This is a genomic window from Kamptonema sp. UHCC 0994 (assembly GCF_029167235.1).
In the GTDB taxonomy this organism is placed as follows: Bacteria; Cyanobacteriota; Cyanobacteriia; order Cyanobacteriales; family Microcoleaceae; genus Kamptonema.
Map to the genome: position 1 here is coordinate 22,655 of NZ_JARFTR010000098.1, position 12,890 is coordinate 35,544.

Genomic DNA, 12,890 nt, shown 5'->3' on the forward strand with positions numbered 1-12,890 from the left:
CAGAAAAAATTGACAAAATAGAACAAGTTCCTCAGCAGTTCCCAAACCCATGAATAACAACTTTGACAGCAACTCCCATCAGATTGCCAACTCTATGCTAGACGATTTAATGCAATCCTTGAACCTTGACTCCCATCCACCAAACAACCTTGAATATTCTCACAACAATTTACACGACAGCAGCCAACTCCACAACCTCAATGACCACAATCTAAATCAGACGGGAATCTCAGACTTAACCCACAGCGATTGGGCTGATACTTCGCACAATTTCAGCCAGCAGCCTCCCCAAAGTGACTGGGTTCATCACAGCAACGACACTCACCACGCAGATAGTCAGTGGCAAAATCCAGAAACTGGGTTCGCAGCCGCAACAAGCGATCGCGACAACCACGCAAATGCAGTACCGCAGGTACTTCACTCCTCCCTTTCTCGTTCTGGAGACGGCCCATTTATTAATATAGATCGCAGTGGCGATGTTCACTTGCACAAACTCGACGGAACCACAGAAGTAGTTGGTCATGTGCATGGGCGAGATTTTTACAACTCAGGAGGCGATCATATCGGCTATCTCGGTAAAGACGGACACATTTATCGGTGGGCCGATGACTCTTCTGTAGGACGAGTAGAATCAGGTCACATTTACAGAGAAAATGGTAAAGAAGTCGGTCGGGCCGATACTGATTTAGAGGGTGCAGCACATATGTTATTTGTTGTTCGCGGCGGGACTTATTAGGAAAAAACAAGTTTCAGGAATTTGTATTTTGCTGTTGTAGCAACTTGTATCTTGTAGGTAGGGGCGGGTTCGCCTAGATATTCGATAAGGAACGACAAATTTTATAAACCCGCCCCGGCCATACTTGTCCGATGCCACCTTGTCGGGTTCGCCTAGATATTCGATAAGGAACGACAAATTTTATAAACCCGCCCCGGCTATGCTTGTCCGATGTCACCGGACTTGATCTAGCAGTCGCCAGGTGACTCATGACAATGAGGAATATAGTCGTGGGGAGGGCGGGTTTATAGATATCTGGTTGGGTGCATTTAGATTTAGGCGAACCCGCCCCTACAAGTTTATTGACTAGGATTTACACACATTCATCTACCCAAATTAATACGCAAATGACACCAGCATTACCAGGAAAAAAAGGATGGCTAGCCAAAGCTGGCGACGCTTTTAAAGCTACATTCATGCCTTCAGTTTATAACGCCGATCGCATTGCTGAAACTCAATCCAGAAACACAGATATAACAATAGAAACCAACAAGAAAATCGAAGCAAGCAGACAAGAGCTTCGCCAAAAAGAACTCGTATTACAAGAATTTTAACGCCAAGCAAACCTAGATTTTCAAGCTAATGAAAACGATTTAAACCGTTCCTTACAATCCGAATTGGCAAGACTTAACCGCGAATCTCAAACCCAAGAAGGAATGTTAAATCGTCAAATGCAAGAACAACTTGCACAACTTAACCGCGAATTCCAAGCCAACGAAAATCAACTCACCCGCACCCACCAAACTCAATTAGAAATCTTCCGATCTGACCTTCAGAAATGGTGCTTTGAACAGAACAAAGAACTGCAATTGCAAATCAAACTGCTTGATGCCCAACTTGCCCGCGAACTCCGAATTTATGACAGGCAAACTGCCATTGAAGCCATTCAAGAACAGAAAAGACAAAATAACTCTCCCATTTGGCTAATTGCTGAAGATATTGTCAGTTCCAATCCGGCTCAAAATCCGATTCCCCTGCGAGTTTTCCTCTCGCCTCCTAGCCTGCGATTTGACCGTTCAGGCGACAGTAATGATGCCGCCAAAGGCTTTCCAGAAATGGAAAAAACTCTCGGTACTTACCTGCAACAATTCTTTGAAAAATATGCCGCCCAAGGACGACCTATAGAATTTCTTTCAGGTGCTTGGACGAGCAAATTTTTTCATGGTCAATCGGCCACTAAATCAATGTTTCGCGGCTTGAAAACAGAACCGACTTTAATTTTATAATCGGCAGCAGAAGGCGATTATTTTGAGCTTAGCTTTGGCTATTGGGGTTTAAATTGGGGAACTTACCGCTACAAATCACCTATTGCTATGCTACCTTGGCGAGAGGTACTTTTTGATTTTGCTAAAGATCGGGCTTTGCAGTGGAAATCTCAGCGGGAGGCATACATTGCTGAGGGCAAAAATGCTGAAGAATTCGACAAAATTTACGGAACAGAGACCGTTAATAGTTTTGTAAGAAACTTACAAATTCTTGAGAATGAACGGCAGTGCAAAGAAATCGGCGGCGATCCTACAGAAATCGAACGTCCCTACAGCATTCACAAGAAAGATTATCAAAGATTTCAGCAGTTTATCGGTATTTGTCACTGCTTAATTGCCGGATTGCTAGCGGATGAATACTTTTTGGTTCACGTTTCCCCTGAAGTGCGGCGGCGGCCGCTATTGCCTCAGTTACTCGCCGATTTGCTGCAAGATATTCCTTCTGAAGAACGGGAACAATTAGTCGAAATCGCGATTAATTTCTACGAAGTTCTTTATGATGTTATTGCAGAATCAGAATCGGCATGGATTGCGGAACTTAAGTTAGATTTAGCTGAAGGTTTGCTGAATTTGCCAGATAAACGTTGGGCGGCGGCACAAATTTTTGAGTCGGTGAAAGCTTGGCTAAAATTGCGCGGTTTGTCGGTACCTGAAGGCAACAAGGAAATCTTAGATGCCTTGGATGCGGTTCTAACAATCGACGATCTTAAATATGTAGAAAAACTGAATAGCTGTTTGGCTGCTGTGGGGAAAACTCGCCAATTTAGTGTAATTGATTCCTGTTTTAACCGAGGTATTCAGCGCTGCAAGGAGGAAAAATATGCGGCGGCGATTATTGATTTCAATCAAGCTATTCAACTCAATGCTAATTTGGCAAAGGCTAATTTTAATCGGGGATTAGCTTATGCAAAATTAGGACAGTATCAAGCTGCTATTGAAGATTACACGCAGGTTTTGCGGCTTGAATCTGATAATGCTGATGCTTGGAACAATCGAGGCAATGCTTATTATAAGTTGGGAGAATACGAACAGGCAATCTCTGATTACACTCAAGCATTAAATCTCAATCCTAATTTGTCGGGAGTCGCACACAACCGCGATGTCGCACAAGGTGTTTGGGATGAGAAAAAACGCCAGCAACGGCAGGAAAAAGAGGAAAATCAACGTCGTGCTGAACAAGAACGTCAGCAGCGATTAGAAGAGGAACGCCAACGTCGTGCCCAAGAGGAAGCTAAGGGTAAAGAATTCCAATTCGAGATTATTACTGTTAACAACCGAGGGCAAGAAGCTAGCCGCCAACTAGGGAAAGCTTATCAGAAAGTTACAGACTTGGGAAATGGGGTAAACTTGGAAATGGTTTATATTCCCGGCGGTACATTCCAGATGGGTTCATCTGAAAGTAGTTCAGAACAACCAGTACATCAAGTAATTGTCCAACCTTTTTATCTGGGTAAATATCCTATTACTCAAGAACAATACCAAGCAGTGATGGGAAATAACCCTGCTAATTTCAAAGGTGCGAAACGTCCTGTAGAACAAGTAACTTGGAATGAGGCTGTAGAATTCTGCCAAAAACTTTCTCAAAACACAGGCAAGACTTATCGTTTACCTGCGGAAGCGGAATGGGAATATGCTTGTCGTGCGGGAACTACAACACCTTTCTATTTTGGGGACACAATTACGCCGGATTTAGTTAATTATGACGGCAATAATCCCTACGGTTCTGCACCCAAAGGACTTTATCGGCAAGAAACAACGGATGTGGGGAGTTTTCCACCTAATGCTTTTGGTTTATACGATATGCACGGCAATGTTTGGGAATGGTGCAGCGATCGCTGGCATGATAACTACACTGGCGCACCAAATGACGGTAGTTCCTGGGAAACTGGGGGAAATGATAACCGAGTGCAGCGTGGTGGTTCGTGGGCTAACCATGCGGTCAATTGCCGTTCTGCCTACCGCAGCTACTACTCTATGGGCAGCTGGGACTGGTACAGGGGTTTTCGCGTAGCGTTGGCTTTGGTTCTTCCTGCGTCCCTGTCTTCTCTGTGAGCACTCTTCGCTATCAGAACTACCAGATGGGAATTTGTTAGGCGTATATGAAGAGTCCAGACCTGTTCCCGCGATGGGGGCGACTTCATCCGAAAATAAAACCAAATCGGGTAGCTTGGTAGGAATTCCGAACAGTTGCCCGATTTATAAAAAAATTATGCCATGATAAGATTAACTGAAAAACAAGCCTTTCAAACAAGGGTGTTATTTTTATAAAAATTTTATCAACTAAAACAGCCGAAAAATGACTCAAGCTGAAAAAACATCCCTTTTTCAAAAAGCAATAGAGACTGTAGAATCTCTCTCATCAGAAGAGCAGACTATTCTGATTGATATTATTCAAAACCGACTTAAACAACAGCGTCGAGATGAACTATTGGAAGCAGTTGCAGAGTCAGAGAGAGAGTATGTACTAGGCAATGTGCGTAGAGGCACAGTTGCCGACTTGATGGCGGAGTTGAACGAGTGAAAAATTTAGTTTGGAGTTCAGCCTTTACTCGTACTCTCAAGCGTTTATTGCGCCAAAACCCGCAATTGCGTTCTCAAATTGAGCAAACATTGCAACAACTTTCTGAAGAACCATTTGCTCCTAGTTTACAAACTCATAAACTTAAAGGAGATTTATCGGATCGATGGTCTTGTTCCATTGACTACAGAAATCGGATTGTGTTTAAATTTGTACAAAATTCTGAACTAAATGAAGAAGAGATTTTGCTCCTAACTCTTGGCTCTCACGATGATGTTTACTAAGTTTGTGGTTGTAAGTTGTACTGCTACCAACTCTATTGCTTAAAGTTATACCATGAATGAATTAATGATAACTTTAACAGATAAACAATTCGAGGCGATCGCAACCTCCCTCCAAAAAGCAATAAAATAGGGCTATGTCCACCCCCGATAGAGTTGCCCCATTTACACTGGCATAAAGTTATCATCTAGAACCTCAATGGAAGTGTAAGGACATAATTGAGGAAATACTTCTATCGGTAATCCAGTCTCAATACTTGCACTTTTAACTGCATTTGAATAGCATTTAGCAAATATATCTTCTAGATAGGGTTTGAGGCTGGGGGAATCTTCTATATCTTCGTGAATCCGCCTGCGATGTTCAAAAATGCTACTCTTCCAGCTACGACTTCTTAATTCTGGCTGAAATTGCCATTTAAGTAAGTGTATCAAGACAACAATAAGATCGCTCTTGAAGCTCTTGCGTTCACTTCTCCCCATGCTTTCTATTTCCTCAATCAAGTTTTCCCAGTCAACGTTTGAGAAATCTTGCGATCGCAACTTTTCTACAGTAGTTTCAATCCACTTCAAATAATCCGCTTCATATAAATTTTGCTTGTTAATTCCTAGTTCCTTCACCATGTTTTGATCGCCTTTGTTTATGTTAATATGACTTACATACTCTCTACCAAAAACTAGGGTTTGAGATTGCTTCGTAAGACTCGCAATGACACAATTAAGTTGTTTGTGTGTAAGTCCTGGCTAATTTATTGAGCATTGTCATCGGGTAGAAAGTTAGAATCTAAAACCTCAATAGAAGTATAAGGGCATAATTGCGGAAATACTTCCAGAGGCAATCCAGTCTCAGCACTTGCCTGTTCAATTGCATCCCAATAACATTCAGCAAATACCTCTTCTAAATATGGTTTGAGACTGGGAGAATCTTTCAGATCGTCGCGAATTCGCCTGCGGTGTTCGACGATGCTACCTTTCCAGCTACGGCTTCTTAACTCTGGCTGAAATTGCCATTTCAGTAAGTGTATAATAACTACAACAAGATTGCTCTTGAAACTCTTGCGTTCACTTCTTCCCATGCTTTCTATTTCCTCAATTAAGTTGTCCCAGTCAACGTTTGAGAAATCTTGCGATCGCAACTTTTCTACAGTAGTTTCAATCCACTTCAAATAATCCGCTTCATATAAGCTTTGTTTGTCAATTCCTAGTTTTGTCACCATACTTTTTACCACCCTAAGTCTTTGACTGGCGGGCAAGATGCCCACCCCACAATAAAATTTACTCTTTGTGAAACAGGCATCTTGCCCGTTATTGATATTGGTGCAAGATGTAACTTAAAACGAAATAATCAAGTAACTATTTTGAAACTTCGCACCAGTCACAGATTTTCCAGTTAGTGCGGGAGGTAGCAAAATATTACGTCGCTGATCTCCGGCATCAATAGTAACTTCTGGCCCTGACTGTGTAAGTTTAATTTGTTTTTTGTCAAATCCTGGCAAAAACAAACTAACTTGACGGTCAGCAACGCTGATGGTAATCGGTTTCGGCGCTTCAGTGGCCTTACTAAAATCTGGTAAAGCGTCCATTAATTGCTGCCAGTTATTATCATCTGTTACAGGGATTGATGCTGCTGTTAAAGGCGCAAATTCTGTGGCAATAGTCTCTGTAACTTGGGTTTTGTTAACAATAACACCGCCAACTGTGAGACCGACTTGTTGGGAACTACCCCAGAGATAGCGGGCGGTTGCGATCGCACTTTCATCCCCATTCACCACCAAATAAGCTGCCACTCGATGCGGATCTGCGATCGCCGCCCTACCCTTGTCTAAAATATTATTAACTTGCTGCGTTGGCGCAGCCAAATTGTCCCCCGACCAATCAACATTAAGAACAGTGCTAACTATTGGTTGAATAAACGGCGATAGCGATTTACCCAAATCTGAGTCTGCAAAAACTTGGCGGAAGCGGCGAATATACCAACTCAAAATTTCCGCCATTCCCAACATCCGCAATTCCTCAAGGCCGCCGCTGCCGTCGTAGACAATAACATCGTACTGTCCCGAAGCATCATACTCCCGAAGGGCATCAAGCGCCAAGGCGCTGTCCATTCCCGGCAATATGCCTAATTCTTGACCGTAAACCTGTTTAAAGAAAGGAGTGCGGACATATTGGGACTCAAGATTTTTTAGTTCTTCCCACCTCTTTTCTAGTAGCAGTGTGCTTTGAAACTGCACTGCTTTGAGGTTTGGGGCTATTTCCTGGGGTTCTCCACTCACAGTAGTACCTAGCATGATGCCCAGGGCCGGCCCCGGTTCTTGGCCCGCTAGCAGGACTCGCTTACCAGAGGCGGCAAACTTTTTCGCAGATGCGATCGCGATCGTGGTTTTACCTGTACCGCCTTTGCCCAAAAATGTCAAAATCAAAGCCATTTTCTGTTCCCGATGCCAATAGCCTACAATTCAGCCCAATCCTCTATCAGCGATCGCAGCTATTCTCTCTACTTGAGGACAGCTTGACCGTTGCAGTTTTGTCAGTTCTGGGTTCTTGACTATGTTAGCGATCAGTTAGCCTCAGTGCCATCTCAACAAAGAAGGATGAAGGATGAAGAATGAGATTGCTTTTGAACCAAGCAATCTCATAAAACCCTCAGCACCTATACTAAATAGGTTCTAGCTCGTCTTCAAAGAACCATGTAGCAAAGTTAGCATCATCAAACTTGACAACTACGCCCACTCCGCTGCCATCAACCATTTTGAAGCCATCAACTGTACCGACTGGATTTTGCTTCAATTTGCCGACGATATTTGCAGGTACCCGGTCTCTAAGACGGCGCACCTTGACTCTCTGACCTACTTCTATAGACACTTAAATGTTCTCCTCTCATCAACCAATCCACAGTTTATCTGATTTGGGGGTTGGGCGATCGCAGCAATGGAGTGGAGATTGACACTCCCACCCCTGAAGGGGATGGGATTCTTGAGAGCTAGGCAAGCCTAACGCGCAACGGCTTAGCCAAAAAGCCTATAGACACTCGCTCGAAATCGAGGTTGTGCTTACTTTTCAACAAAATATTTGCAGCGCCATTTAAGTCTGCATTGATTAGTCGCTTATCTTGAGTTTTATACAAACCACGTTTAACCCGCCGCCCAGAAAACTTATATTCTTGCGGGTTGTCGGCATTGTAAACAGGGGTTTGATCTCTGTCCAAGAAACTAGCTTTGCTTGTGTAAGATTCTTCTGTTTCTTGGTAAGCAAGTCCATATCTTTCGCTGAGAGATTTGAGTTTTCCCCTGAAATTCCAGAAGGGAATTTGAACAAAGTTTTGATTGTTAACTCCACCCATATTGACTTCTTGTTTAATGCCAGGATTGTACCCAACAATAATTTTGCCAATCCGATTAGCGATACAGAAGTTGATAATGTGTCTAGCCGCTTTGTTCAGATAGTCTCTAACTCGATTGTTCCGGCTAATAGCAACAGTCGCTTGTTTACGGGTAAATCCCTTAATCCCTCGCCGATCTTTCTCGGATTGCAGTCTGGCGTTTTCCTTGTTATACCAATGGTTAATAGATTTAATTTGTTTACCATCCACAATAAAGGATGCCCCATCGGTACTAATACAAGTTGCCAGATTGTTTACTCCCAGATCGATCGAGAGCGCCTTGCTTGGATCTACTGGCTGTGGCTCTATCTCCGCTCCAGAGATAAATTCAACTTCAAAGAATCGGGCCTCGTATTTAGGATGAATCCGAATTTCTTTGAGATTGCTAATATCAATCCGTTTCGGGAAATTAAGCCATAATTCCCCGTAGATTTTCCTGAACTCGTTAGACATTGGAACTTTGAATTTCCCATTTTTAACAGAGATTCTCGGATGTCTGGTTTGGACTCCAGTTTTCTTGTCTGTACGAGTGGCTGTTCCACCGGGAATCATTAGCGGGAAGTAGCCATCTTTAGGTAGATAGTGAGGCAAGCTAACTTTGGCTTGGTACTGACCTTTATTTTTAAGCTTCAGCAATCCGAAGAAGCTATTAAATGTTCGATCTACTACTTTCAGAGTTTGCTGTCCGATGTCAGTATTTAGCAATTGATAGTTTTCATTGGTTTTGCATTGGTGATAGTTAGATTCATATTTTAGGTGCTTACGTTCGGTAAAGAAATATTGCCGAACGGTATAGAGTCCAACATTGTAAAGGTTTTTAGTGAGTCGGCACAACATTCTCAGAGCCTCGAATTCCTTGACCGTCAGGTTGCGAATTTGATTTTTCTGGGTTGCGTACATTGTTGTTTCACCGATATTGCTACAATTATAGCGAAAATGTACGATTCACTGCGGAAGACAGCCGCAAAAACTCCTCCCATGCCTAAAGGCGATGGGTTTCCGTTTTGGAAGTTTTTATGAACAATGAAAAGAGCGATCGCTCAGCAATCTCAAAACTGTTCAATTCTAATTATCAGGTAGGTTATGTTAGCTAAAAGAATTTTGCCCTGTCTGGACGTAAAAGCTGGTCGCGTGGTCAAAGGTGTCAACTTTGTCGATCTTAAGGATGCTGGCGATCCTGTGGAACTAGCCCAAGTTTATAATGAGGCGGGTGCTGATGAGTTGGTGTTTCTGGACATTACAGCAACCCACGAAGACAGAGATATTATTGTTGATGTGGTATATCGGACGGCGGAACGGGTGTTTATCCCGTTGACGGTGGGTGGTGGTATCCAAAACTTAGAAACAATTAAAAATTTGTTAAGGGCCGGTGCGGATAAGGTCAGTATAAACTCGGCGGCGGTACGCGACCCCGATTTTATTAATCGCGCGAGTTCTCGGTTTGGGAATCAGTGTATTGTAGTGGCGATCGATGCTCGGCGGCGGGTCGATCCTGACAATCCGGGATGGGATGTTTATGTGCGGGGTGGCCGTGAAAATACAGGAAAAGATGCGATCGCCTGGGCTAAGGAAGTTGAACAACGCGGCGCTGGTGAACTTTTGGTGACAAGTATGGATGCTGACGGCACTAAGGCTGGTTACGATTTAGAATTGACCCGCAGTATCGCTGAAATTGTCGAAATTCCGGTGATTGCTTCTGGAGGGGCCGGCAATTGCCAACATATCTATGAGGCTGTAACTACAGGTTCGGCCCAAGCCGCACTATTGGCTTCCCTACTACATTTCGGCGAACTTAGTGTAGCTGAAATTAAGAGTTATCTCGCCGATCGCGAAGTACCCGTGCGAACTCTCTAAACCAAAGGTAAGAAGAAGGCAGGAGGCAGGAGGCAGAAGGCAGGAGGAAATCTCCCCCATCTTCCCATCTCCCCATCTTCCACATCTCCGTAAATTTACTGGTCAGGGCATTCACACCCTCGCTGAAAGTTTGCTAGAATAGAACAAACTGTTACAAATTGTAACTATGCTGGTTCCTATTCTAATAATTGATGTTGCCTTAGTTGCCTGGTCTTTGCACCTGATGCAGGAGGCGATCGCGCACCGCGAATTTTCTCTGATGCTGGCTGGCACCTTAGTAGCAATCTCGGCTGCGGGGCTGGTAGTGGTCTATTTCCTGATGGGGTCTTGTCTGGTTCATTTAACCCAAATGTCCAATCATTCTTATTCGTATTTTTAGAGATTGGTGGTTAGTTTCCAATTTTCAGGGGCGCACTATAATTTAGCCAAGCTTGTTGGTAAAGCCCTGGGGCAATTGTCAACAAGGGAAAGCAAAAAATTAATTTTGTAAATACACTTGACAAATTTTGGTAAATCGATCTATTGTAAAAAACGGTGAAAGAAAGGGGCTATAGCTCAGTTGGTAGAGCACTACAATGGCATTGTAGGGGTCAGCGGTTCGAGCCCGCTTAGCTCCATTAAAATTTTATTGCACAGCGCAGTTTCCCGTAAAATCAGAAAGGAATCAATCTGCAACGATGGGGCTACCTGTGGCAAAGTCAACTGAACCCAGTAACGCTGAAAATTTACGCCCAGAGGCGGCACGTCCTCTTGCTCGCACTCCTCTGTTTGAGCTATGTTTAGAACTCAAAGCCCGGATGGTTCCCTTCTCCGGCTGGGAAATGGCTGTGCAGTACAGCGGTATCAATACCGAACATCAGGCGGTGCGCCGGGAAGCGGGAATGTTTGATATTTCCCACATGGGGAAATTTGGCCTCAGAGGTAAAAACCTGATTGAAAAACTCCAGACTTTAGTACCTTCGGATCTGGGTCGTTTACAGCCCGGTCAAGCTCAATATACTGTCTTGCTAAATGCCAAAGGCTGTATATTAGATGACATTATATTTTATTATCAAGACCCCGACCCTACCACTGGCGAACAGCGAGGGGTGATGATTGTCAATGCTGCTACCCGCGCCAGGGACAAAGCTTGGATTGCGGCATATTTAGAATTGAGTGGGGTGAGTTTCATCGACATCACCAAGGAAAAAGTGTTGATTGCTGTTCAGGGGCCGCAAGCAAAATCATATCTTCAACAATTTGTCAAGGAAAATCTAGCAGTAGTTAAGTTTTTCGGTCATTTAGAGGCAACTGTACTCGGTGAACCCGCTTTTATTGCCAGAACGGGCTACACTGGCGAGGATGGATTTGAGGTGATGGTAGATGCGATCGCAGGGATGGAATTGTGGCGAAATCTACTAGCTGCTGGCGTAACTCCTTGTGGTTTGGGGGCTAGGGATACCTTGCGATTGGAAGCGGCGATGTGCCTTTACAGCCAAGACATTGACGATACTACCACACCCTTAGAAGCTGGATTAGGTTGGGTAGTTCATCTGGATAGTAAGGGCTATTTTATTGGGCGAAAAGTTCTGGAACAGCAGAAGGCGACGGGAGTTTCTAAGCGTTTGGTAGGCTTAGAAATGGAAGGACGACATATCGCCCGTCACGGCTATCCGGTTTTGTCTGAGGGTAAAGTTGTGGGGGAAATTACCAGTGGGACATTATCTCCGACTTTGAATAAGGCGATCGCACTGGCTTATGTTCCAACTTCTTTAGCTGCGATCGGTCAGCAGTTAGAAGTAGAAATTCGGGGGAAAAATTATCCGGGTATTGTTGTTAAACGCCCATTTTATCGCTCTCCAAATCGGTCTTGAAAATGGCATTAAATAACTCGATCGAGGGTACGTAGTTGCGCTTCAGCGCTCTTAAAAGGCCTTTTAAGAGCGCTGAAGCGCAACTACGTACCTAAAATACAGATTTAACGAACTAAAATGAGATTTGACCTAAATTGTGCTAAATATTTTTATATCCTACGATCAAAAGCCTATGCAAAAAAACGAAGGAACCATTGGCGATAGTTCTGGCAGATTTAAGGTAAAACATTCTAGTATAGCTAAGCAAAGTTTGGTTTTAGGCGTGAGGAATTGATAATGGACTTTGAATATCCCCGTGAGTTGAAGTACCTAGATAGCCACGAATATGTAAGGCTAGACGGCGAAATTGCTACCATTGGCATTAGTGCCTTTGCGATCGATCAATTGGGCGATATCGTGTTTCTGGAGTTACCAGAAATCGGTGATGCTTTGGAAAAGGGAGAAAGATTGGGAACTGTTGAATCAGTTAAAGCTGTTGAAGAACTCTATTCGGCGGTTACAGGTACAGTGGTAGAACGGAACAATGCTATTATCGAGTCTCCAGAACAGTTGGCCGAAGATCCTTATGGCGAGGGCTGGTTGTTGAAGGTACGCATTAAAGATGCTGGCGATCTAAATGATGCTTTGTCGGCCGATCAGTATCGTCTGCTGGTAGAGGGAGAATAGAAGACTAGACGGGGATTTAATCCCCGTCACAAATTATACGTTTAATCTTTTCAATCATCTACTTTAAATTTCGATACTTGTTCATAGGTAAGCGGTTTATCTAAAATTAAAACTTGAGTTAAAGGGGATAGAAGTCTATTTCCTAATATTTCTAATTTTGCAAAATTGATGTTATCATTAATGCCAGAAACCGTGAAATACAATAACATCAAGATGGGAATAGCAAAGGATAGAACGCTCAGTAAAAGCTTTTGCGCTTGCGATATTTTTAGCGATTTTAAAGTCTGCTATTAATATCTGAT

At 43.5% G+C, this 12,890-nt stretch carries 16 protein-coding genes and 1 tRNA gene; 12 read left to right on the plus strand and 5 right to left on the minus strand.

The window, feature by feature from the left end:
* The first annotated feature begins 49 nt into the window (after positions 1 to 49).
* The 6 genes from PY364_RS09495 to PY364_RS09520 all read left to right on the plus strand — a co-directional run bounded on the left by PY364_RS09495 (position 50) and on the right by PY364_RS09520 (position 4,842).
* The gene (locus tag PY364_RS09495; protein WP_275522066.1) at positions 50 to 736 is read left to right on the plus strand and encodes a hypothetical protein; all 687 of its coding nucleotides are present in this window, start codon (positions 50 to 52) and stop codon (positions 734 to 736) included.
* Positions 737 to 1,122: 386 nt separating this feature from the next.
* A complete protein-coding gene (locus PY364_RS09500) occupies positions 1,123 to 1,329 on the plus strand; it encodes a hypothetical protein (protein WP_275522067.1) in 207 nt (68 codons plus the stop codon).
* A 63-nt stretch (positions 1,330 to 1,392) separates the two neighbouring features.
* Positions 1,393 to 2,001 (plus strand): hypothetical protein, encoded by a 609-nt coding sequence (locus tag PY364_RS09505; protein ID WP_275522068.1) that lies wholly within the window; start codon positions 1,393 to 1,395, stop codon positions 1,999 to 2,001.
* 87 nt (positions 2,002 to 2,088) lie between these two features.
* Positions 2,089 to 4,092, plus strand: a complete 2,004-nt coding sequence (locus PY364_RS09510; RefSeq protein WP_275522069.1) for an SUMF1/EgtB/PvdO family nonheme iron enzyme — start codon at positions 2,089 to 2,091, stop codon at positions 4,090 to 4,092.
* A gap of 244 nt (positions 4,093 to 4,336) precedes the next feature.
* Positions 4,337 to 4,561 carry a hypothetical protein gene (locus PY364_RS09515; RefSeq protein ID WP_275522070.1) on the plus strand — a complete coding sequence of 75 codons (225 nt, stop codon included), beginning with the start codon at positions 4,337 to 4,339 and terminating at the stop codon, positions 4,559 to 4,561.
* Positions 4,558 to 4,842 (plus strand): type II toxin-antitoxin system mRNA interferase toxin, RelE/StbE family, encoded by a 285-nt coding sequence (locus PY364_RS09520; protein ID WP_275522071.1) that lies wholly within the window; start codon positions 4,558 to 4,560, stop codon positions 4,840 to 4,842. Before PY364_RS09515 ends, PY364_RS09520 begins: the two co-directional genes overlap by 4 nt.
* Positions 4,843 to 5,004: 162 nt before the next feature.
* Here the strand turns inward: PY364_RS09520 and PY364_RS09525 are convergent, their stop codons facing one another.
* From PY364_RS09525 to PY364_RS09535, 3 genes are all read right to left on the minus strand, one after another.
* Positions 5,005 to 5,460: a DUF29 domain-containing protein gene (locus tag PY364_RS09525; RefSeq protein WP_275522073.1), complete on the minus strand. Its 456-nt coding sequence runs from the start codon at positions 5,458 to 5,460 to the stop codon at positions 5,005 to 5,007.
* A 125-nt stretch (positions 5,461 to 5,585) separates the two neighbouring features.
* Positions 5,586 to 6,053: a DUF29 domain-containing protein gene (locus tag PY364_RS09530; RefSeq protein WP_275522075.1), complete on the minus strand. Its 468-nt coding sequence runs from the start codon at positions 6,051 to 6,053 to the stop codon at positions 5,586 to 5,588.
* Between the two features lie 114 nt (positions 6,054 to 6,167).
* Positions 6,168 to 7,262, minus strand: coding sequence for an ArsA family ATPase (locus tag PY364_RS09535; RefSeq protein WP_275522076.1), 1,095 nt, complete (start codon positions 7,260 to 7,262; stop codon positions 6,168 to 6,170).
* Here PY364_RS09535 and PY364_RS09540 point away from each other — a divergent pair.
* A complete protein-coding gene (locus PY364_RS09540; RefSeq protein WP_275522077.1) occupies positions 7,244 to 7,381 on the plus strand; it encodes a hypothetical protein in 138 nt (45 codons plus the stop codon). The two genes, PY364_RS09535 and PY364_RS09540, sit on opposite strands and share 19 nt — an antisense overlap.
* A 110-nt stretch (positions 7,382 to 7,491) precedes the next feature.
* Here the strand turns inward: PY364_RS09540 and PY364_RS09545 are convergent, their stop codons facing one another.
* Both PY364_RS09545 and PY364_RS09550 read right to left on the minus strand, forming a co-directional pair.
* A complete protein-coding gene (locus PY364_RS09545; RefSeq protein WP_275522078.1) occupies positions 7,492 to 7,698 on the minus strand; it encodes a DUF2862 domain-containing protein in 207 nt (68 codons plus the stop codon).
* A 118-nt stretch (positions 7,699 to 7,816) separates the two neighbouring features.
* The gene (locus tag PY364_RS09550; protein ID WP_275522079.1) at positions 7,817 to 9,115 is read right to left on the minus strand and encodes a transposase; all 1,299 of its coding nucleotides are present in this window, start codon (positions 9,113 to 9,115) and stop codon (positions 7,817 to 7,819) included.
* Between the two features lie 183 nt (positions 9,116 to 9,298).
* Between PY364_RS09550 and hisF the strand changes: the two genes are divergently transcribed.
* The 5 genes from hisF to gcvH all read left to right on the plus strand — a co-directional run bounded on the left by hisF (position 9,299) and on the right by gcvH (position 12,588).
* A complete protein-coding gene (gene hisF, locus PY364_RS09555; protein ID WP_275522080.1) occupies positions 9,299 to 10,069 on the plus strand; it encodes an imidazole glycerol phosphate synthase subunit HisF in 771 nt (256 codons plus the stop codon).
* Between the two features lie 166 nt (positions 10,070 to 10,235).
* The gene (locus PY364_RS09560; RefSeq protein ID WP_275522081.1) at positions 10,236 to 10,448 is read left to right on the plus strand and encodes a hypothetical protein; all 213 of its coding nucleotides are present in this window, start codon (positions 10,236 to 10,238) and stop codon (positions 10,446 to 10,448) included.
* A gap of 165 nt (positions 10,449 to 10,613) precedes the next feature.
* Positions 10,614 to 10,686 (plus strand) — tRNA-Ala (locus tag PY364_RS09565).
* A 60-nt stretch (positions 10,687 to 10,746) separates the two neighbouring features.
* Positions 10,747 to 11,922, plus strand: a complete 1,176-nt coding sequence (gene gcvT / locus PY364_RS09570) for a glycine cleavage system aminomethyltransferase GcvT (protein ID WP_275522083.1) — start codon at positions 10,747 to 10,749, stop codon at positions 11,920 to 11,922.
* A gap of 276 nt (positions 11,923 to 12,198) precedes the next feature.
* On the plus strand, positions 12,199 to 12,588 hold the full coding sequence (gcvH, locus tag PY364_RS09575) for a glycine cleavage system protein GcvH (RefSeq protein ID WP_275522085.1): 390 nt from the start codon (positions 12,199 to 12,201) through the stop codon (positions 12,586 to 12,588).
* Positions 12,589 to 12,890 lie beyond the last annotated feature (302 nt).